19 protein-coding genes are annotated in these 23387 nt (G+C 30.9%); 2 read left to right on the forward strand and 17 right to left on the reverse strand.

Features of this window, described 5'->3' with window-relative positions:
- Positions 1-26 precede the first annotated feature (26 nt).
- The 14 genes from groL to NT01CX_RS10005 form a co-directional block, all read right to left on the reverse strand.
- Complete coding sequence (gene groL / locus NT01CX_RS09940) at positions 27-1658, reverse strand: chaperonin GroEL (RefSeq protein WP_011722916.1); 1632 nt, start codon at positions 1656-1658, stop codon at positions 27-29.
- A gap of 104 nt (positions 1659-1762) precedes the next feature.
- The gene (gene groES / locus NT01CX_RS09945) at positions 1763-2047 is read right to left on the reverse strand and encodes a co-chaperone GroES (RefSeq protein ID WP_003364549.1); all 285 of its coding nucleotides are present in this window, start codon (positions 2045-2047) and stop codon (positions 1763-1765) included.
- A 312-nt stretch (positions 2048-2359) separates the two neighbouring features.
- Positions 2360-3844, reverse strand: a complete 1485-nt coding sequence (locus NT01CX_RS09950; RefSeq protein WP_011722917.1) for a 4Fe-4S dicluster domain-containing protein — start codon at positions 3842-3844, stop codon at positions 2360-2362.
- Between the two features lie 178 nt (positions 3845-4022).
- Positions 4023-4901 carry a DNA-3-methyladenine glycosylase family protein gene (locus NT01CX_RS09955; RefSeq protein ID WP_011722918.1) on the reverse strand — a complete coding sequence of 293 codons (879 nt, stop codon included), beginning with the start codon at positions 4899-4901 and terminating at the stop codon, positions 4023-4025.
- Between the two features lie 242 nt (positions 4902-5143).
- Positions 5144-6532: an NADPH-dependent glutamate synthase gene (gene gltA / locus NT01CX_RS09960; RefSeq protein WP_011722919.1), complete on the reverse strand. Its 1389-nt coding sequence runs from the start codon at positions 6530-6532 to the stop codon at positions 5144-5146.
- A complete protein-coding gene (locus NT01CX_RS09965; protein WP_011722920.1) occupies positions 6532-7440 on the reverse strand; it encodes a sulfide/dihydroorotate dehydrogenase-like FAD/NAD-binding protein in 909 nt (302 codons plus the stop codon). Before NT01CX_RS09965 ends, gltA begins: the two co-directional genes overlap by 1 nt.
- A gap of 194 nt (positions 7441-7634) precedes the next feature.
- Positions 7635-8801: an iron-containing alcohol dehydrogenase gene (locus tag NT01CX_RS09970; RefSeq protein ID WP_011722921.1), complete on the reverse strand. Its 1167-nt coding sequence runs from the start codon at positions 8799-8801 to the stop codon at positions 7635-7637.
- A gap of 242 nt (positions 8802-9043) precedes the next feature.
- Positions 9044-10939, reverse strand: coding sequence for a sigma-54-dependent Fis family transcriptional regulator (locus tag NT01CX_RS09975; RefSeq protein WP_011722922.1), 1896 nt, complete (start codon positions 10937-10939; stop codon positions 9044-9046).
- Between the two features lie 161 nt (positions 10940-11100).
- A complete protein-coding gene (locus NT01CX_RS09980; protein WP_011722923.1) occupies positions 11101-11949 on the reverse strand; it encodes a 3-hydroxybutyryl-CoA dehydrogenase in 849 nt (282 codons plus the stop codon).
- 104 nt (positions 11950-12053) lie between these two features.
- Positions 12054-13061 (reverse strand): electron transfer flavoprotein subunit alpha/FixB family protein, encoded by a 1008-nt coding sequence (locus NT01CX_RS09985; protein ID WP_011722924.1) that lies wholly within the window; start codon positions 13059-13061, stop codon positions 12054-12056.
- A gap of 31 nt (positions 13062-13092) precedes the next feature.
- Entirely contained in the window at positions 13093-13872 is a 780-nt protein-coding gene (locus NT01CX_RS09990) for an electron transfer flavoprotein subunit beta/FixA family protein (RefSeq protein WP_011722925.1), read from the reverse strand.
- A 27-nt stretch (positions 13873-13899) separates the two neighbouring features.
- The gene (locus tag NT01CX_RS09995) at positions 13900-15039 is read right to left on the reverse strand and encodes an acyl-CoA dehydrogenase (protein WP_011722926.1); all 1140 of its coding nucleotides are present in this window, start codon (positions 15037-15039) and stop codon (positions 13900-13902) included.
- 29 nt (positions 15040-15068) lie between these two features.
- On the reverse strand, positions 15069-15854 hold the full coding sequence (locus NT01CX_RS10000; RefSeq protein ID WP_011722927.1) for a short-chain-enoyl-CoA hydratase: 786 nt from the start codon (positions 15852-15854) through the stop codon (positions 15069-15071).
- Positions 15855-16056: 202 nt separating this feature from the next.
- Complete coding sequence (locus NT01CX_RS10005) at positions 16057-16689, reverse strand: redox-sensing transcriptional repressor Rex (protein ID WP_011722928.1); 633 nt, start codon at positions 16687-16689, stop codon at positions 16057-16059.
- Positions 16690-17082: 393 nt separating this feature from the next.
- Here NT01CX_RS10005 and abc-f point away from each other — a divergent pair, with 393 nt between their 5' ends.
- Positions 17083-18996: a ribosomal protection-like ABC-F family protein gene (gene abc-f / locus NT01CX_RS10010; RefSeq protein ID WP_011722929.1), complete on the forward strand. Its 1914-nt coding sequence runs from the start codon at positions 17083-17085 to the stop codon at positions 18994-18996.
- Positions 18997-19057: 61 nt separating this feature from the next.
- On the opposite strand, the gene NT01CX_RS10015 is transcribed toward abc-f, so the two are convergent.
- Positions 19058-20392, reverse strand: a complete 1335-nt coding sequence (locus NT01CX_RS10015) for an ABC transporter substrate-binding protein (RefSeq protein ID WP_043878504.1) — start codon at positions 20390-20392, stop codon at positions 19058-19060.
- Between the two features lie 121 nt (positions 20393-20513).
- Positions 20514-21539 (reverse strand): tRNA (adenosine(37)-N6)-threonylcarbamoyltransferase complex transferase subunit TsaD, encoded by a 1026-nt coding sequence (tsaD, locus tag NT01CX_RS10020; protein ID WP_011722931.1) that lies wholly within the window; start codon positions 21537-21539, stop codon positions 20514-20516.
- 91 nt (positions 21540-21630) lie between these two features.
- Here tsaD and NT01CX_RS10025 point away from each other — a divergent pair, with 91 nt between their 5' ends.
- Entirely contained in the window at positions 21631-22284 is a 654-nt protein-coding gene (locus tag NT01CX_RS10025) for a RusA family crossover junction endodeoxyribonuclease (RefSeq protein ID WP_011722932.1), read from the forward strand.
- 20 nt (positions 22285-22304) lie between these two features.
- Here the strand turns inward: NT01CX_RS10025 and NT01CX_RS10030 are convergent, their stop codons facing one another.
- A complete protein-coding gene (locus NT01CX_RS10030) occupies positions 22305-23294 on the reverse strand; it encodes an NAD(P)/FAD-dependent oxidoreductase (protein ID WP_039243148.1) in 990 nt (329 codons plus the stop codon).
- Positions 23295-23387: the final 93 nt, after the last annotated feature.

Raw genomic sequence — 23387 nt, forward strand, 5'->3', positions numbered from 1 at the left:
TTCATTTAAACGTTACTAATTTTTTATTAGTACATTCCGTCCATTCCCATGCCGCCCATTCCTGGTGCTGCTGGCATTGGGTTCTTTTCTGGTATTTCTGCTACAACACATTCAGTTGTTAAGAATGTTGATGCAACTGATGCAGCATTTTGAAGTGCTGATCTTGTAACTTTAGCTGGATCAACGATACCTTTTTGCATCATGTTTGTGTATTCTCCTTCTAAAGCATCAAAACCTATTCCGTCTTCACTGTTTTTAATTTTATCTATTATTACTGATCCTTCAAGTCCAGCATTTGCAGCTATTTGTCTTACTGGTTCTTCAAGTGCTCTTCTTATAATAGCTATTCCAAGTCTTACTTCTGCATTATCATCAGTTAACTTTTCTACTTCTTTTATAGCTCTTAGGTATGCTGTACCACCACCTGCAACTATACCTTCTTCTACAGCTGCTTTAGTAGCTGCTAGAGCATCTTCTATTCTTAATTTTCTTTCTTTTAATTCAGTTTCAGTAGCTGCTCCAACTTTAACAACAGCAACTCCACCAGCAAGTTTTGCTAATCTTTCTTGAAGTTTTTCTTTATCAAATTCTGAAGATGTTTCTTCTATTTGTCTTCTTATTTGACCTACTCTATCTGCAATAACTTCTTTGTTTCCTTTTCCGTTAACTATTGTAGTGTTTTCTTTGCTTATTTTAACGCTTTCAGCAGTTCCAAGCATATCTAAAGTTACATCTTTTAATTCTCTGCCTACTTCTTCACTTATAACTTCTCCACCAGTTAATATAGCAATATCTCTAAGCATTTCTTTTCTTCTGTCACCAAATCCAGGTGCTTTAACAGCTACACAAGTAAATGTTCCTCTTAATTTGTTAACAACTAAAGTAGCTAATGCTTCTCCTTCTATATCTTCTGCAATAATTAATAATTTCTTTCCTTGTTGAACTATTTGTTCAAGTATTGGAAGTATTTCTTGTATATTGCTTATCTTTTTATCAGTTAAAAGGATATATGGATTTTCTAATACAGCTTCCATTTTTTCTGCATCTGTTACCATGTAAGGACTTAAGTATCCTCTATCAAATTGCATTCCTTCAACAACTTCAAGTTCTGTAGCCATTGTATTTGATTCTTCTACAGTGATAACTCCTTCGTTGCCTACTTTTTCCATAGCATCTGCTATTAATTTTCCGATTTCAGGATCAGCAGCTGATATTGCAGCAACTCTAGCTATATCTTCTTTTCCATCAACTTGTTTTGATGATTTTTTAATTTGTTCAACAGCAGTATCTACAGCTAATTTTATACCTTTTCTTATAAGCATTGGGTTAGCACCTGCTGTTACATTTTTTAGTCCTTCTCTTATGATTGCTTGAGCAAGTAATGTAGCAGTTGTTGTTCCATCTCCAGCTACATCATTAGTCTTAGTTGCAACTTCTTTAACAAGTTGAGCTCCCATGTTTTCATACATGTCTTCAAGTTCTATTTCTTTTGCTATAGTTACACCATCATTAGTTATAAGTGGTGCTCCAAATTTTTTATCTAAAACAACATTTCTTCCTTTTGGTCCTAATGTTACTTTAACTGCATTTGCTAATTTATCTACTCCTGCTTGCATAGCACGTCTTGATTCTTCACCAAATAAAATACTCTTAGCCATTCTAATACCTCCTAAAATATTTGAATGTAATTATGAATTAATTCCTAACTTAACCTAATAACTAACCTATACTATTTTGTATGTATTAGCTATTATAGTTAATACTATTCAACTATTGCTAATATGTCATTTTGTCTTAATATAGTGTATTCTTCTCCATCAAGTTTAACTTCAGTTCCAGAATATTTAGAGAACAATACTTTGTCTCCAACTTTAACTTCCATTCTAACTTCTTTTCCATCAACTAATCCACCAGGTCCTACAGCAACAATTTCTGCTTCCTGTGGTTTTTCTTTAGCACTTCCTGGTAATACTATTCCGCTTTTAGTTTTTTCTTCTGCTTCTAATCTTTTAATTACAACTCTGTCTCCAAGTGGTTTTATTCTCATAGTCAAAACCTCCTCAATGTATAATTTATTTTAATTTTATTATTATCTTTTTCTGTTAGCACTCAATAACATCGAGTGCTAATATATTTATTATAATAATTTATACTATATTTAATAGCAAATTCCACATTTTAACTTATAGCATTGTTAAATTTGATTTACGTCATTTATTTATATATATCGCTTTCATCCTTATTTTTTCTCTAATTTATATTATTCCTTACAACCAATGGTTTATACCACCTCCCCCTAATCTTCCCTAATTGTATAAAAAGGTCTAAGAGCACTTACCCTTAGACCTTTTATTAAGATTTATCTTTCTAATTCTATATCTTTATATTCATCTAATTTATCATTATCTATTACTTGTTGTTTTTTAGATTCTTTTACAAATTTATTTAAAGCCATTTTTGTCTTCATTTGAGGAGCTGTTGATGCAGCACCTCCAATACATCCGCCTTCACACATCATACCTTCAAAGAAGTTTCCTGGTAACTTATTATTTTTAGCTAACATCATAAACTTTCTAAGATTTTGATGTCCACTAATTTTTACTGGTTTAAATTCAACTTCAATATTTTTGCTACTAATATAGTTTTCTACTGCAGCACTAAGTCCGCCACCTTGAGCAAATCCTCTTCCTAAAGCTGAAGCATCCTCAACCTCTAAATCTTCACATTCTTCAACTTCTACATTATAAGCCCCGAAAATAGCTGCTATTTCTTCAAAAGTTAATACATAATCTACAGCATCTTTTAAGCCTTCTCTTCCGATTTCTGATTTTTTAGCTGTACATGGTCCTACAAATACTACTATTGCATCTTCTTCTTTCTTCTTTATCCATCTTCCAGTTGCAATCATAGGTGATACAGTTCCTGAAATCTTTTCTACCTGGTCTGGGAATTTCTTTTCAATATATGATACAAATGCAGGACAACAAGAGTTTGTCATGAAATTGTCCCCTTTTTCCATTCTTTCAACAAATTCCTCAGCTTCGTGACATGTAACTGCATCTGCACCGCAAGCAGCTTCTATCATGTCTACAAATCCAGCTTTCTTTAATCCATCTTTAACTTGTCCAACTGTTACTTTAGGTCCAAATTGTCCTGTTATTGCTGGAGCTACTAATGCATATACCTTCTTATTGTTTTTAATCGCTTCTACAACAGGTACTATATAACTTTTATCTGATATTGCTCCAAATGGACATGCTTTCATACAAGCACCACAACTTATACATTCTTCATCATTTATTTCCGCTCTTCTATCTTGTGGTGATATACATATAGCTTCAGTAGGACATACTTTTTTACAAGGTCTCATAACCTCAGATATAGCATTATATGGACATACTTGTTTACACATTCCACATTCTCTACATACATCCTGATTTATATATGCTCTTCCATTGATTTTTGTAATAGCTTTGACTGGACATACTTCCATACATTTATGTTGTACACAACCTCTACATGCTTCTGTTATTGTGTATTTATTTATAGGACATCTATCACATGCAGCTTCTATAACATACATTATTTTTCCGTCATTATCATCTTGTTTTATATACTTTGGACTATCTCCATTTGGTATATATCCCGCTACAAGTTTTGCTCTCTCTTTTACTATTGCTCTTTCATGATAAACACAACATCTATACTGAGGTTTATCTCCCTTTATTAAGTTATAAGATATGTTTTCAACATTTTCCTTATCTAATCTATCCTCTTTAGCAAGTATGGCAACTTCTTTTAGGACTTCATATTTTACTCTATTTAGTTCTGTTTCAAACTTCACCTTATTTCCTCCCTAATTTTTTAAAATGTATTTTCTATTACCATTATTACGTTTTAGACAACCCTATTATAACAGATTATTGTTAAATATGTAACATGTTTTTCGCTAAATTAGTAAAATATTTGAAACAGAATTTTGAAATTTTATTATTTTGTGAATTATTTGAAATAACTGACTTTTAAAGCTTTATGTTGTTTTCTCTAGCATAATAGAACAAATATTGTTGTGCAAATCCACAAAATGGATCAAACTTATCCCTACCAAAATCTCGTATTTTTTTTAACGATACATCAGGAGCTAAATAAAAATGCTGCATAGCTCTTTTTACCCATACATCCACTGGAAAAGCTGTATATTTTTCCATAGAAAACAGCATTATACAGTCCGCTACCTTAGGTCCTACTCCGCTGATTTTTTGTAATTCTTTATGACATTCGTCATCATTTAAAGACTTTATATAGTCTAAATCTATAGTTTCTTCTATGATATCTTGTATTGTTTTATATATATACTTCGCTCTAAACCCAACTCCACACTCAGATAATTGTTCTATTGTGGAATCTTTCAATTGTTGTACATTTGGAAAAGAATAATAGGTTTTTCCTTTATACTCTAATTCATTTCCCCACTTTTTTGATATATTTAAAATAGCTCTTTTTATCATAGGAATTCTGTTGTTTGCTGATATAATAAATGATATTACAAGTTCAAAAGGATCTTGTTTTAAAAGTCTAATTCCATGACCAAATTCTACTGATTTTTTTAAAAGTGGATCCTTTTTTAAAATATCTTTTATAGTTGAATAGTCCCTATATAAGTCAAAATACTCACACCAAATTTCTTTAAATTCTTTCTCATTTGTATTATAAATTATTACATCATTTTCTTTTTTTTCAACTTCAATTACTTTATTAAATGCAACTCCTATATAATTACCATTCTCCTGTCTATTCCATCTGAAACACTGTCCACAATCAAATATATGTGGAAGTTCAAAATTTATTACGTCTTTTATTACTATTCCATTATCTATTGATTCAACATAATTAAAATCCATGTAATTTCCTCTTTTCTTATAGTTTTTATTAATATTATTATACGCCAAATTTGTTATATAAATCTTTTTAATTATTATTATAGTCTAAAATATCATAAATAAAAAACCTTAAAAGATCATAAAATTATTTATATGTCTTTTAAGGTTTTATTTTTATGTTTTTTCAAAGAATATTAATCTTTTTAAATTTATACTAATAAAACTATATATCACTTATATAATTATATATAGTAGTTTAAATATTAAGCTCTTCCTACTAAATATTCATCTATAGCTTTAGCAGCTTTCTTTCCTGCTTCCATAGCAAGTATTACAGTTGCAGCACCTGTTACTGCATCTCCTCCTGCATATACCGCTTCTTTAGATGTTTTACCTGTTGCATCTTCGGCAACAATACATCCCCATTTATTTGTTTCAAGTCCTTCTGTTGTTGAAGAAATTAATGGGTTTGGTGAAGTTCCAAGTGACATAATTACAGTGTCTACATCCATTATAAATTCTGAGCCTTCTATAACTTGTGGTCTTCTTCTACCAGATGCATCAGGTTCTCCAAGTTCCATTCTCACACATTTCATTCCTTTAACCCATCCATTTTCATCTTCTAAAATTTCAACTGGATTAGTTAAAAGATCAAATATTATTCCTTCTTCTTTAGCATGATGAACTTCTTCAACTCTTGCTGGAAGTTCTTCTTCTGATCTTCTGTATACTATGTGAGTTTCAGCTCCAAGTCTTAATGCTGTTCTAGCTGCATCCATAGCAACATTTCCTCCACCTACAACTGCAACTTTATTTCCAACTTTAACTGGAGTTGCGTAATCTTCTTTGTAAGCTTTCATTAAGTTTACTCTTGTTAAAAATTCATTTGCTGAAAATACTCCGTTAGCATTTTCCCCATCAATTCCCATGAATTTAGGAAGTCCTGCACCTGAACCTATAAATACAGCTTTAAATCCTTCTTCTTCCATTAACTCATCTATGTTTGCAGTTCTACCTACTATAACATTAGTTTCTAGTTTAACACCTAGCTTTTTAATGTTTTCAATTTCATTTTTAACTACAGTATCTTTTGGAAGTCTAAATTCAGGAATACCATACACTAAAACTCCACCTGGTTCATGAAGCGCTTCGAATATTGTAACGTCATATCCCTTTTTAGCTAAATCTCCTGCACAAGTAAGTCCTGATGGACCACTTCCTATAACTGCAACTTTCATGTTTTTCTTTTCTTCTGTTTGTGATAAATTTATATTATTTTCTCTTGACCAATCTGCTACAAATCTTTCAAGTTTACCTATTGATACAGGCTCTCCTTTTATTCCAAGAACACATTTACCTTCACATTGAGTTTCTTGAGGACATACTCTTCCACATACAGCTGGAAGTGAGCTATATTTTGCTATAACTTTTGCAGCCATTTCAAATTCTCTATTTTTAACATGTTCAATGAATTCTGGTATATTTATTGAAACTGGACATCCCTTAACACATTGTGGATTTTTACAGTTTAAACATCTACTAGCCTCTTTAACTGCTTCTTCTTCAGAATATCCTAAACAAACTTCTTTAAAATTTTCTCTTCTAACTTCTGGACGTTGTTCTCTTACTGGAACTCTTTTCATTCTATCCATTATTTGTCACCTCCGCAACATCCACATCCGCCACCATTTTCGTGGTGATGATGTTCTAAGTGTTTTTCCTCTTCTCTAAGTTTGTCTCTTCCTTCTTCAGTCTTATACATAGCTTGTCTTCTAAGAGCTTCATCAAAATTGATTAAATGTCCATCAAATTCAGGACCATCAACACACGCAAACTTAGTTTCATTTCCTACAGATACTCTACATGCTCCACACATTCCAGTACCATCAACCATTAATGGATTCATACTTACTATTGTTTTTATGCCATAAGGTTTAGTAGCAAGACATGCAAATTTCATCATTATTATTGGTCCTATTGCTACTACAAAATCATATTTTTTACCTTGATTGTCCATTAAATCTTTAAATTGTTCTGTAACAAGTCCTTTAAATCCATATGAACCATCATCTGTTGTTACATATAGATTATCAGCAACTTCCTTCATCATATCTTCTAAGATTAATAAATCCTTATTTCTAGCCCCCATAATAACATCTGCTTTCATTCCATGATCATGGAACCATTTTACCTGTGGATATATAGGTGCTGCACCTACTCCTCCAGATATAAATAATACTTTTTTATTTTTTAATTCATTAATATCTTCACTTAAAAATTCAGATGGTCTTCCAAGAGGTCCTACAAAATCCATAAAGTATTGTCCTTCTTCATACATTGCCATTTCTTCAGTAGAACGACCAACAGCTTGGAATACTATAGTTACTGTTCCCTTTTCTTTATCATAATCACAGATTGTAAGGGGTATTCTCTCACCTTTTTCATCTATTTTTACTATTACGAATTGTCCAGGCTTAGCTGATTTTGCTACCCTTGGAGCTTCTATATCCATAAGATATATATTAGGAACTAATTGTTCTTTTTTTACAATTTTAAACATATTCGCTATCCTCCCATATCTACATTATAATTTTGAATTTTTCTTACCCGTTTTAATAATATGCATGTCCTTAAAAATATAATGCTATTAATTGTTTATCAGTTTATGTACCTTGATATGTTTATTAAATTATAACTAATAAAAAACTCTCCGTAAAGAGAGTTTTCTTTAGTTTTGATATAATTCAATGTAGCTTAAAAATCAACTTTTTCTCCATAGAATGCACATTTGTATAATTTAGCCATAGTCTTATCATCAATTTCTCTTGGGTTAGCACCTGTACATGCATCTAATACTGCATTATGAGCCATAAAATCAACATGTTTTAGGAAATCTTCTTTACTTACTCCCCATTCCTTAATAGTTGATGGAATATTTAATTTAACATTTAACTCATTAATTAATCCAATTAATGAATCAACTAATTCTTTATCTGTATTTCCTTGTAATCCTAATGTTCTTGCTATTGTAGCATATCTATTTTCACATGCTTTTCTGTTATATTCAATTACATATGGAAGGAAGATTGCATTTGCACATCCATGTGGAATATGGAATACTGCACCTATTTTATGAGCCATACTATGAGTAATTCCTAGTAATGCATTTGAGAAAGCCATTCCAGCTAAACATTGAGCTATGTGCATTTCATCTCTTGCTTTTTTATCGCCTTCAAAAGACTTAACTAGGTTGTCTCTAACCATAACAATAGCTTGCATTGCAAGTGGATCTGAAATTGCTGATCTTGCTCCTGCAACATATGCTTCTATTGCATGAGTTAAAGCATCCATTCCAGTATGCGCTACTAATTTTGGTGGCATAGTTTGTGCAATATCAGAATCAACAATAGCTATGTCCGGTGTTAAATTAAAATCAGCCAAAGGATATTTGATTTTTGCTTTATAATCAGTTATTACAGAAAATGCTGTAACTTCACTTGCTGTACCACTTGTTGATGGAATTGCTATGAATTTAGCCTTTTGTCTTAGATCTGGAAGTCCAAAAGGTACTACTGCTTTTTCAAATGTGAATTCAGGGTATTCATAGAATATCCACATTGCTTTAGCAGCATCTATTGGAGAACCTCCACCTACACCTATTATTAAATCTGGGTTAAATTCTCTCATAACCTTTGCACCATTCATTACAGTTTCAACTGATGGATCTGGTTCAACACCTTCTATTAATTTTGTTTCTATATTAGCTTCTTTTAAATATCCTTCAATTTTATCTAAAAATCCAGATCTTTTAATAGATCCTCCACCTATAACTATTACAGCTCTCTTTCCTTTAATTGTTTTAAGTACATCTAAGCATCCTGCCCCAAAATAAATATCTCTTGGTAATGTGAATCTTGCCATAGTATGACCTCCTATTATTCATGATTTGTAATTTGCCTTTAAGTTGTTATTTTATTAACAATAATATATTAAGCAACTTTCGTGCCAACTTTTTGTACATGCTATACTGTAGTAATAAAGCCATCTTCAGCGAATAAATTTAAATCATAAATTTTTATGTTCTTTTTTTGAACACTTTTTTACCCTATATATGTTCAATTTCAATACACTGTTCAATTTTAGTACATATCTGGATTTATACTTCATACTAAAATATTATATTTTTTTATCTTTGAGTATAAAGTATTGCGTCCAATCCCTAGAGTCTTAGCAGTTTGTGACATATTTCCATTACATTTTTTTAAACATTTTTTTATGAGTCTAATTTCCATTTCTTCAATGGAACATACATCATTATTTAAGTCATAACTATTTTCTTCTAATGCATTTCTATTTTCTTTTACTTTTAATTTAAATGTGGTCTTTCCATTTAAATTAACCAAATTTTCTATATAGTTTTCTAGTTCTCTTATGTTTCCTGGCCAATTATACCTAATCATATCATTCATTATTTGTTTATCTATTTTAGGCACTTCTTTATTTAACTTACTGGCCTTTAATTTTAAATAATGTTTAATTAATATTTCAAGATCTCCTTTTCTTTCTCTTAGAGATGGGAGTTTTATTGGTATTACTCTTAGTCTGTAATATAAATCCTCTCTAAATGTGCCCTTGTACACTTCATCTTCCAAGTTTTTATTAGTAGCGGCTATTATTCTAACATCAACTGGTACTATTTCATTTCCACCTACTCTTGTAACATATCCCTCTTGAAGCACCCTTAATAACTTCACTTGCATATCTAGTGGCATTTCTCCTATTTCATCTAAAAATAGTGTTCCACCACTTGCGAGTTCAAATTTTCCAGGATGTCCTCCACTTTTAGCACCTGTAAAAGCACCTTCTTCATATCCAAAAAGTTCACTTTCTATTAAACTTTTGGGTATAGCTCCACAATTTATAGCTATAAAACTTTTATTTTTCCTTGAGCCATAATTATGAATAGCTTGTGCTAACAGTTCTTTTCCTGTACCACTTTCACCATGTATTAAAACAGTTGATGGACTATTTGCTATTGTCTTTGAAAATTCTATAACACTATTTATTTCTTCACTTTTTCCAATAATATCGTTGAATGTATATCTAGCTCTCATTCCACTGTACTTGTTTATAAGATTATATACATTTTGTATCTCCTTAAATAAAACAATCATTCCCACAACTTCATTTTGAATTTTTATCGGTGTGGCATTTATATTATATCTCCCATTTACATCTCCATTTAAAACGGTTTCTTTGTCTCTAATACTTTCACCATTATTTAATTTTCCTAAAATTTCTTGCCAATCTGGGAGCATTTCATCTACTCTTTTATTTATTACATCTTCTTCTTTTACTTTTAAAACCTTACAAGCATATTTGTTAATGCTTTGGAGTATTCCCTCTGAATTAATTGTATATATTCCCGAGGGCATGGAATCTATTATTGTATTCATATATTCATATGATTCTATAAGTTTTTTATTGATTTCATCTGCTTTTAACTGATTTTCAATAGATCTTACAGCTGCTACTGCAAGTCCTAATGTATGTGGATGTACTTTATCACAAGCTCCTGTTAAATTTATACTTCCTATTATGTTGCCATCTATATCATGTATACAGGCAGCAGAACATGTCCACTTATGATATGCATTTATAAAGTGTTCACTTGATGAAATTTGTATTGGCATATCTTCCTGTATTGTAACCCCCATGGCATTTGTTCCTATACTTTTTTCATCCATATACGCACCCGTTACCATATTCATCTCTTCGGCTATTCTTAAAATATCTGAGTCTCCTATAGTATTTAAAATACACCCTTCTTCATCTGTCAGTACTATAAAAAAACCGGAACCTTGTAATATTTCTTGTAATATATTCATCATGGGAACAGCTGCTTTAATGAGTTTTTCATTTTTCCTTATATTCATTACACAGTCTCTTCCTCTTAATATCTTTTTAGAAACTACCCTATCTTTTTCTATTCCATAAGTTAATGATCTAATATGAGATTTCTTTATTATTTCACTATGTAAATTTTTTTTATAGTTCATTTGAATCCCCCTAATTATCAAAAGTGTATATTTTATACTATAAATATTACCCTAATAATCATTGTATTTATATATAAATCTTTATATTTGTATAAAAAAAGAGCCTAGTTAAGATATTGAATCTCAAGGGCTCTTTTATACAAAATTTATTAAATCCTATATTATTTTGCGTAGTTGTGGAATCCTCTTCCTGTTTTTCTTCCAAGGTATCCAGCTCTAACATATTTTCTAAGTAATGTATGAGCTCTGTATTTTGAATCTCCAGTTTCTTTATATAATACATCCATTATAGCAAGACAAACGTCTAATCCTATAAGATCTCCTAATGCTAAAGGTCCCATTGGGTGATTAGCACCAAGTTTCATAGCTGTATCTATATCTTCTGGTGATGCAATTCCTTCTGCATATATTCCAACAGCTTCATTGATCATTGGAATTAATATTCTGTTTACAACAAATCCAGGAGCTTCTGCAACTTCTACTGGTTCTTTTCCTATTGCTACAGAAAGTTCTTTTATAGCTTCAAAAGTTTCTTGAGATGTTGCCATTCCTCTTATAACTTCTATAAGCTTCATTACTGGAGCTGGGTTAAAGAAGTGCATTCCAATAACTTTTTCAGGTCTGTTTGTTGCTGATGCAACTTCTGTTATTGAAAGTGAAGATGTGTTTGAAGCTAAGATTGTTTCAGCTTTACATATCTTATCTAAATCAGCAAAAATTTGTTTCTTGATTTCCATATTTTCTATTGCTGCTTCTACAACTAGGTCACAATCAGCTGCCATGTTAAGATCAACTGTTCCAGTTATATTAGAAAGTATTTCTTCCTTTTTAGCTTCTTCCATTTTTCCTTTTGAAACTAATTTTGAAAGACTTTTGTCTATTACTTTAAGTCCTCTTTCTACAAATTCATCTTTGATGTCTCTTAGAACAACTTCATAGCCTTTTACAGCAAATGCTTGAGCAATTCCTGCTCCCATTGTTCCAGCACCAAGAACGCATACCTTTTTCATAATTTTTGCCTCCTCGATTATCCTATATTTATATTTATGTTTATTTTAATATAGTTAATGTTTACTCTAAATAACAGAGTAAACATTAACTTACATTTTACTTATTAGTTATAGCTTTTAACTTGAGCTATTAATTCTGGGATTATTTTGTTTAAGTCTCCAACTAATCCAAGATCAGCAACTTTCATGATTGCAGCATCTGCATCTTTGTTAATAGCGATGATGTAATCACTGTCTTGCATTCCAGCTAAATGTTGGATTGCTCCTGAAATACCGCAAGCAATGTATAATTTAGGTCTTACAGTTTTACCAGTTTGTCCAACTTGTAATGCGTGATCTATCCAGCCGTTATCTACAGCTGCTCTTGATCCTGCTACTGTTCCACCTAATGCATCAGCAAGTTCTTGTAGTTTAGCGAAGTTTTCTTTGCTTCCAACTCCTCTACCACCTGCTACTAGAATATCAGCTTCTCCGATATCAGCAACTTCCTTAGCTATTTTAACAACTTCTTCAACTTTTACCTTTAAGTCAGCTTCAGTTAAGTTAACTGCAACTTTTTCAACTTTAGCTGCATCAACTCTTGATTTGTCTTCTTCTAATTTATCGAAAACACCAGGTCTTACAGTTGACATTTGTGGTCTGTTTTCTGTACACATGATTGTTGCCATTAAGTTTCCACCGAATGCTGGTCTTGTCATTAATAAGTGACCTGTTCCTTCTTCAGTGTCTAATGCAGTACAGTCTGCTGTTAAACCAGTTTTTAATCTAGCAGCTACTCTAGGTCCTAAATCTCTTCCTATAAATGTAGCGCCTATGAATAATACTTCTGGTTTCTTTTCTTCTACTAAATCACAAATTACTTTTGTGTAAGCTCCTGTTGTATAGTGTGCTAATCTTTCATCATCAGCATATAGAACTTTGTCAGCTCCGTGTGCTAATAAATCATTTGCCATAGCATCTATTTTGCTTCCTAGTAAAACTGCTGTAAGTTCTACTCCTAATTTATCTGCAATTTGTCTACCTTTTCCAAGTAATTCTAAAGCTACTTTTTGTAACTCACCATCTCTTTGTTCTGCGAATACCCAAACGCCTTTGAAATCTGCTATATTCATTACTTATCCCTCCACTTCTACTCTATATATACTAAATGTAGTGTTTTTCTTTTAATTTTGAAGCTGCGTAAGCTGCTGCTTCTTTAACTGGCATATTAACTACTTCACCTTGTCCTTTAGCTTCTTTAGTCATAGATCTTTTAACCTTAGTTGGAGATCCTTTTAATCCTAATAAAGCTTTATCAACATCTATATCATCAGCTGACCATACTTTAACTTCTTTATCGAATACTCCAAATATATTCTTCATGCTCATATATCTTGGTTCATTTAATTCTTTGATTGCTGTTAAAAGACATGGAGTTTGAACTTTTAATATTTCATATCCATTTTCTAAAGCTCTTCTTACTTTTAATGTATCTCCTTCAACATCTACTTTTTCTACATAAGTGATTTGAGGGATTCCTAAATGTTCAGCTATTTCTGGTCCAACTTGTGCAGTATCTCCATCGATAGCTTGTCTTCCTGCTAATATTAAATCATATTCTAATTTCTTTAATGCTCCTGCAAGGGCATATGAAGTTGCAAGTGTATCTGCTCCAGCGAATGCTCTGTCAGATATTAATATTGCATCATCAGCTCCCATAGCCATAGCTTCTCTTAAAGCAGCTTCTGCTTGTGGAGGTCCCATGCTTATTACTGTAACAGTTGCTCCATTTTCATCTTTTAATCTTAATGCTTCTTCTAAAGCATTTTTGTCTTCTGGGTTTATTATTGATGGAACTCCTTCTCTTACAAGTGTTCCTGTAACTGGATCTATTTTAACTTGATTTGTATCTGGAACTTGCTTTAAGCAAACAACTATTTTCATTGTTCTCTTCCTCCTTAAATTCATGTATTATCTGAATAATGCTCCTGAAATAACCATCTTTTGAACTTGAGATGTTCCTTCGTAGATTTCAGTGATCTTAGCATCTCTAAACATTCTTTCTACTGGATAGTCCTTAGTGTATCCATATCCACCAAACATTTGAACAGCCTTAGTTGCAACTTCCATTGCAGTATCTGCTGCAAATAATTTAGCTGTAGCTGCTTCAACAGTATAAGGTTTTCCTGTCATTTTGTTATAAGCTGCTTTGTATACTAAATATCTAGCTGCTTCTATCTTAGCTTTGCATTCTGCAGCCATCCATCCCATACCTTGGAATTTGTATAATTGTTTTCCGAATTGTTTTCTTTCTTTCATGTATTCAATAGCTTCTTCTAAAGCTCCTTCAGCAATACCTAATGCTTGAGCAGATACCCCTATTCTTCCTCCATCAAGAGTCTTCATAGCTATTGCGAATCCTTTTCCTTCTTTTCCTATTAAGTTTTCAGCTGGAACTTCACAATCTTCAAAAATAAGTTCTGTAGTTGATGATGCTCTAATTCCTAGCTTGTCTTCTACTTTACCTATTGAGAATCCTTTGAATCCTTTTTCAACTATAAATGCTGAGATTCCTTTTGTTCCTTTTGATTTATCAGTCATAGCAAATGCTATAAATACATCAGCAACTCCACCATTTGTTATGAATATTTTTTGTCCATTTAAGATATATTTATCTCCTTGTTTAACTGCTACAGTTTGTTGTCCTGATGCATCAGTACCGGCATTTGGTTCAGTTAATCCGAATGCTCCTAGTTTTTTTCCTGAACATAAATCTGGAAGGTATTTCTTTTTTTGTTCTTCTGTACCGAAGGCATCGATTACAGAAGCGCAAAGTGATACATGAGCAGAAAGTATTATACTTGTTGTTCCGCACTTTTTAGCTAATTCTTCTACTGCTAATATATAAGATAAGTAGTCTCCACCAACTCCACCATATTCTTTAGCGAATGGAATTCCAAACATTCCGTACTTAGCCATTTTTTTAACGTTTTCCATTGGAAACGCCTCAGTTTCATCAATTTCAGCTGCCATTGGTTTAACTTCATTTTCAGCAAACTCTCTAACCATTTGTCTTACTAATTCTTGTTCTCTAGTAAATTCTAACTTCATTTTCTTAACCTCCTATCTGTTTTTAAAGCCTATCTGTTTTTAAATCCGTCTAACTTTTTCTTTTCTACGAACGCTGTCATTGCATCTTTTTGGTCTTCTGTTGAGAAGCACTCCCCAAAGATTTCAGCTTCTATATTAATTGCTGTATCTATATCTACTTGGATTCCTCTGTTTATAGCTTGTTTACAAAGTCTTACAGCAATAGGAGCTCTTCCCGCAATTTGATTTGCTAATTTTTTAGCTTCTTCCATTAAGTTTTCTGGTGCAACTACCTTATTTACAAGTCCTATTCTTAAAGCTTCTTCAGCATTTATGTTTTTAGCTGAATAAATTAATTCTTTGGCCATTCCCATACCTACAAGTCTTGCAAGTCTTTGAGTTCCACCAAATCCAGGAGTAATTCCAAGTGAAACTTCTGGTTGTCCAAATTTAGCTTTTTCAGAAGCTATTCTTATGTCACAAGACATTGAAAGTTCACAACCTCCACCTAAAGCGAAACCGTTAACAGCTGCTATAACTGGTTTTCCTAATGTTTCAACTTTTCTGAATATTCTGTTTCCTAAAAGTCCAAATTTTCTTGCTTCTAGTACACTTTTGTCTTTCATTTCAGAAATATCAGCACCAGCCACAAATGCTTTTTCACCAGCACCTGTTACTATAACTGCATAGACATTGTCATCATTCTCGATTTCATCAAGAACTAAATCTAATTCATTCAATGTCTCTGTGTTTAAAGCATTTAAAGCCTTAGGTCTGTTGATAGTTACGATAGCTAGGCTACCTTCTTTTTGTAACAAAACATTTTTGAATTCCATAATAATCCTCCCCATCATTTTATATTGCACCCATAAATTTTAACTAGCATATTGTTAATATAGTAACAATTAAACTTAAAAAAATTTAGGTATGATTACCCCAAGACAAAACTTACAATTATAATTATATAACTTATATCTACATTTTTCAATAATATAAATATAAGATTTTTCAAAATGTCATTAAATTTTCCTTTTTTGTTTAGTTAAAACCATTCAAAAGGTAAGTAAGTGTAAGTAAACTTTCGCTTAAATGAACATTTTCTATAACTACATTGTCTGCACCATTTAAATCAATCGGTGCGAAATTCCATATCCCTTTAACCCCATTTTTTATAAGTGTATTGCATACGTCTTGAGCATTGCTCTTAGTTACACAAATAACACCTATATGAATCTTCTCTTCTTGCAGGAAGCTTTCTAATTGATCAATATCCCTGATTTCTACATCCCTTATTTTTAATCCTAGTAATTTAGGATTAACATCAAAAATTCCTTTTAAATTAAACCCCATTTTATCAAAATTCGTATAGTTTGCAATTGCCTGACCTATATTTCCAGCACCTATAATAGCTATGTTATAATTCTCATCTAATCCTAGTATAGACCTTATCTCGTTATATAGATCCTTTACATTGTAACCGTATCCTTGTTGTCCAAAATCTCCAAAGTTATTAAGGTCTTGTCGTATTTGTGATGCTGTAAACCCTATTTTTTCACTTAATTCCTTAGATGATATCCTATCTACGTCATTATCCATAAGCTCCGCTAAATATCTATAGTACTTAGGCAATCTCCTGATAACGGCCATCGAAATATTTCTTTTTTTCTCCACTTAGTTACACTCCTCATTTTAATTTCAGTAAAAGAAATAGTATATTGCTTAATACTTATAATATTTCCAACACTAATTGCTATTAATTATTTTACTATAGTTATTTTATTTATACAATAATAGTATTCCCTTAAAATTCTATTTTTTATCCTATTTTTTAAACTAATTATAACTATTTAATCATAATTTTATAGTTTATGTTAATATAATGCATAATTGCAGATTATACTATTGTTGCTATTTTTCGAAATTTTCGTAAAATATGGGCTATTATCAACCATTTTAACTAAAACTATGTTAAATACTTAACTATAATGATAAATTTTTAGCAAAAAATTTGACTACAAAAATTTACACTTACATAGTAAAATATACTCAGGAAGGTGAACATTTATGATCGTTTTAAGTTGTAAAAATTTAAAAAAAAGTTATGGAATAGATGAAATACTAAAAAATATAACATTTAATATAGACGAAGGAGAACGCGTAGGCCTTGTTGGTGCTAATGGTGCAGGTAAATCTACATTATTTAAGATATTAACTAAAACCCTAGATTATGATAGTGGTGATTTATTTTTAGATAAAAATAAAAAAGTAGGTTATCTTTCTCAGCATCTATCTTTAGATAGTGAAAATTCTATATATGATGAAGCTCTTTTAGTTTTTCAAGATTTAATTGATATGGAAAATAAGCTTGCTTTATTAGAACAAGAAATGAATAAACCTTATGATCCTTCAAATGCAGATTATCATAATAAAGTTATAAAAGACTACACAAACTTATCAGAACTTTATAATAATCGCGGTGGATATCTTTATAAAGCAGAAATAGGTAAAGTATTAAAGGGACTTGGCTTCACTGAAGAACACTATGATAAATCTATAAACATTTTAAGTGGCGGTCAAAAGACTAGAGTTGCCCTGTGTAAGCTTCTTTTATCTAACCCTGATATACTTCTACTAGACGAACCTACAAACCATCTTGATTTAGATGCAATTGAATGGCTTGAAGAATATCTTAAAGGTTACAAAGGAACTATAATTATAATTTCCCACGATAGATTTTTCTTAGACTGTATAACAACTAAAACCTTTGAACTTATAAATGGAAAGTTAGATGTTTATAACGGAAACTATACCGCATTTATTGATTTAAAGAAAAAAGCATATGAAGAAAAGCTAAAGGCATACAATCTTCAACAAGCAGAAATCAAACGCCAAGAAGAAATCATTGAAAGATATCGCTCTTTTAATAGAGAAAAAAGTATTAGAGCCGCTGAAAGTAGACAAAAGGCATTAGATAAGGTTGAGCGACTTGACTCTCCTACTAATGATAAGAAAATGCACAAATTTAAATTTGAAGCTAAGATAAAGAGCGGTAATGACGTATTGTACGCCGAAAATTTATCTAAACGCTATGAAGATAAGTTACTATTTGAAAACTTAAATTTAGATATAAAACGTGGAGAACACGTTGCTTTAATTGGAGAAAATGGACGTGGAAAGACTACTCTATTTAAAATCCTTATGGATAAAATCAAGCAAGATGAAGGAACTTTTTCTCTAGGGAAAAATGTATTTATAGGTTACTATGATCAAGAACAATCTAATTTAGACCCAAATAAAACTATTATAGATGAAGTTTGGGATGATTTTCCTAAGATGACCACAACTGAAATTAGAAATGTTCTAGCTGCATTTTTATTTACTGGTGATGATGTATTTAAAAAAGTCGAAAAATTAAGTGGTGGAGAAAAGTGTCGAATAAATCTACTTAAAATAATACTTTCAAAATCTAACTTCTTATTATTGGACGAACCTACTAACCACCTTGATATTATGTCACGTGAAGCCCTAGAAGATGCAATAATGGATTATGATGGTACTGTCCTTGTTATATCCCATGATAGATACTTCTTAAATAAAGTAGTAGAAAAAATTCATGAACTAAACATAGATGGTATTAAAACTTACCTTGGTAACTATAGCTATTATGTTGAAAAGAAAAAAAATCCTTTTAGATTTCAACAATTAGAAGAAGCTCAAGGAAAAACTAAAACACAAATTCAAACTGAAAAGAAAAAGAAACGTGAAGAAGCTAAAATTGAAAAACAGAAAAAACTAAAAGTTAAAAATCTAGAACAAAGTATTGCAGACTTAGAAAAAAACATAGAAGATTTACAGCAAAAACTATGTCTTGAAGAAATCTATTCCGATCCTGTTAAAAGTGAAGAAGTTAATAAAGAACTTTTAGATAAAGAAACTGAACTTGAACAATTATATGAGCAATGGGAAGAAATGCTCTAAACTTAAAAACCCCTATAACATCATGTTATAGGGGTTTTCTACTAAAATTAATATACTGTTTCTATTTTTTCTTAATATCAATTTTATCTAAAAATAAAATTCCAGTGGGATGATACTTAAAGTTTACTATGGAGTTATCATAAGCTGCCATAAACTTTGAATTACATATAGGAAATATTATATTTTTGTTTAAGTTATCTCTTTCTATTTTAAAAATATCCTCTCCAACTTCTCCACAAAACATAATATCCCAATTACCGCTTTTAATTTTATCATCATATTTATCTAAACTTGTCACTTCTATAGTGGACTTAATTCCTATGTTTAATAAATCCTTCTGAATATACTCAGCTAATTTTTCTCCTACATTATTGTAAGATGTAGGATTTGAATAAATTATAATTTTTATAATATTATTTTGTTCTCTCACCTTTTCTAATTCATCTATATTTCCATGTGTATTATAATTAATGCCATCTTCTATTTTAGCAGCATATCCTTGATATAATTTCTTTATAATTTCATCCCTATTAATACTCTCACATATAGCTTTTCTCACTTTGGCATCATTAAATGGACTTTTCAGATGATTAAATTTCATATAATTTATATTTTCACCCTTTTGCTCTAATATCTTACCTCCATTTTTCTGTATATCAATAACACTTCGACAATCTAAGTTATCCACAATATTTACATTATTACCTATAAACTTATCCACCTTTTGTGAACTTTTGTTTATAAACTTTATAATTATTTTATCAACTTTGCATTTTTCTCCCCAATACTTATTATTTCTTCTGATAACCATTGATTCTCCCTTGTTCCACTTTACAAATTCAAAGGGTCCTGTACCAGCTGGGTGATTGAAATGCTTGTCTTTACACTTTTTTATTGAATTAGGACTTACCATGGTTGCTGCACATGGATTTGCTAAATCCCTTAAAAACTCTGGGTTTTCCTTGGCTAAAATAAATTTAACAGTATAATCATCAATGATTTTAAATTCAACTACATCCTTAAATACTTTATTAAAACAAGCATTTTGATCACCTTTTTGTAGTTGTCTTTGTATATTTTTTCTAACTACATAACAATTAAACTCTGACCCGTCATGAAATTCTACCCCTTTTCTTAGATGAAAAGTGTACTCTCTTTTGCTTTCATCAATATCCCAACTAGTAGCAAGACCTGGCTTTATATCCTTAGAATTATCTTTATATCTTACAAGTCCTTCATATAAATTTGCTATGATTTTAATTGATTCACTATCATTTGCATAAGCTGGATCTAAAGTTAAAGGCTCAAAACTTTCCGCTATTACAACCATCTTTTTAGATTCCTTAAGAAAATCAAAATTATCTTTATATAAAAATAAGGTTAATATCAATGACATAATAATGATAAGAATTACAATAAACCTTTTTTTCACAGTTTATCAATCTCCTTTTTATACTAAAACTCATTATTATGTTTATGATATTAACCTTACAAAATAAAACCTTTAAATAATTTAATTATCTTTCTCCAAGTTTTAAATTTGGTATAGCATTTAATTCAAGCGGTGCTACTCTTCCCTTTAAATATTCAAAATACGCAGCGCTTCCTATCATAGCAGCATTATCAGTACATAAAATCGGTGCTGGGAATAGTACATCTATTTTATTTTTCTTTCCTGCATTTATCATAGCTTCTCTAAGATGTGTGTTTGAGGCAACACCTCCAGCTATAGCAATTTTATCTACATTTCTTAACTTACAAGCTTTAATTACATTATCAACTAAAACATCTACAACTGACTTTTGGAAAGACGCAGCAACATCTGCTCTATTTATTTCTTCATTTTTCATATTCATTTTGTTTATATAATTTAGAACTGCTGATTTTACACCACTAAATGAAAAATCTAAGCAATCTTTATCGTGGAAATTAGCTTTTGGAAATACTATTGCATTTTCATTTCCCTCATTTGATATCTTATCTATTTTAGGACCACCTGGATATCCAAGTCCAATTGCTCTTGCAACTTTATCAAAAGCTTCTCCAGCAGCATCATCTCTAGTTTCTCCTAGAATATCAAATTCTCCGTAATCTTTCATGTGAACTATAAAAGTATGTCCACCAGATACTACAAGGCACACAAATGGAGGTTTTAAATCTTTATATTGAATAAAGTTTGCACTTATATGTCCTTCAATATGATTTACCCCAATTAATGGTTTTTTAAGTGCATAAGCAAGACTTTTTGCATATTGTACTCCTACAAGTAATGCTCCAACAAGCCCTGGACCATATGTAACTCCAATAGCATCTATATCATCAAAAGTAACATTAGCTTCTTCTAAAGCTTCTTTAACCACAATTCCAATGGCTTCTATGTGTTTTCTTGATGCAACTTCAGGTACTACCCCACCAAATTTAGTATGTATATCTATTTGTGATGCTATAACATTTGATAAAACATCTCTTCCATTAACAACTACCGCTGCTGCTGTCTCATCACAACTGCTCTCTATTGCAAGAATTTTTATATCTTTACTCATGTTCTTCCCTCTTTCTTATTATTTATTCTTTCGAACATACGTGCTATAATAACTATGTAATATTGATTTTATTAGTTAAGGAGTTAAAATTATGTGTAAATCTTATGCCAAAATTATAGTTCATGGATCACCAATTACAAAATCAAATTTTAAATTATCTAATGTAAAGGGTAGAGCAATTCTTCCATTTAATTCTGGCAAATATCACGATAGATATGGTGTATATGAAGAATTAATATCTTATGAAGCTAAAATTCAAAATCCCAATGTATTTCTTACAGAATCTCTTATTGCTATTTTAAAAGTTTATTATAAAAGTAAAAAAAGACATCCTGATACAACAAATATACCTAAAAGTATATTTGACGGTGTAGAAAAAAGTGGCATTATCATTAACGATGCTCAAATAAGACAACTTATTATTGAAGAACACTATGATAATGAAAATCCTAGATTTGAGTTAGAATTATTTGGAGAAAGTACATATAACGTTCATTATGAAGTATCTAAAAATGAAACTATAAATGAACCTATAAACTATAATCCACCACCAAATAAAAAATCTTCTAACAAAAAATCATTAGCCTCTAAAGAAGATAAAATCATACCTAGTAACTTATCCTCAAATTCTTCAATTATGTTATGTGATATTTGTGGAAAACCATTAAAAAATAAAGAAGATTCAATATCAGCAAATAAAGGCAAAACTCTGATATGCAAATCTTGCTTTGGTAAACTATTTTAGAAAAAGCCTATGGTTTTCTTTTAACCTTTAGGCTTTTCATTTTGTTTTTTTATATATAACGCTACATTTTCTCCAGCTTTAACACCTTCGCAAGCTATATCATCTATACCATTATTATTAAAAACTACATTCCCACATCCAAATATTCCTTCAATATTTGTTTCCATATATTTATTCACTCTAATTCCCTTAGTAGACACCGATATATCTACCCCTGCCTTTTTAGCAACTTCATTATCAGGAATTAATCCAACTGATAACACAGCCGTATCACACTGTATTTCTTTCTCTGTTCCTTTTATTATATTTCTATCATTATCTACTTCTGATATTATAATACTGTCAATTCTCTCTTTACCATTTACATAAGTTACTGTATGTGAAAATATAAATGGTATTTTAAAATCTTCCATACATTCCTTAACCAGTTCTTCTTTTCCCTCTGCATAAGGTAAAACCTCTACAATGGCTTTAACATTTGCCCCTTCTAATTTAAGTCTTTTTGCCATACGCAACGCTAAGTCTCCTGATCCTAAAATGACTATATCCTTTCCTGGCATATATCCTTCAAGATTAATAAATTTTTGAACACAACCTGCTGTAAAAATACCAGCACTTTTTCTACCAGCTATATTTATAAGTCCTCTAGGCTTTTCACGACATCCCATTGCTAATATTATAGCCTTGGCTTTTATTTTAATTATACCCTCTTTGCTAACAGCCGTTACTATTTTATCATCATTAAAATCAAAAACACAGGTATTAAGTCTATATTCTATTCCTAATTCTTTTACTTTATTTATAAATCTTTCTGCATATTCGGGTCCAGTAAGTTCCTCATTAAATACATTAATACCAAAACCACTATGTATACACTGATTAAGTATACCCCCAAGACAATCTTCTCTTTCTAATATTAATATACTATCAATTCCACTTTCTTTAACTTTAATGGCAGCTGAAAGTCCCGCTGTTCCTCCCCCTATTACTACTACATCATATTGATACACGGTAACATCCTCCATTCCAATACCTTACATAGATTATTTTATCATAATTTTTTACATAAAAAAATCCTGATTTATCCCCTAATAACTAGGGCG

The sequence above is a fragment of the Clostridium novyi NT genome, assembly GCF_000014125.1.
In the GTDB taxonomy this organism is placed as follows: Bacteria; Bacillota; Clostridia; order Clostridiales; family Clostridiaceae; genus Clostridium_H; species Clostridium_H novyi.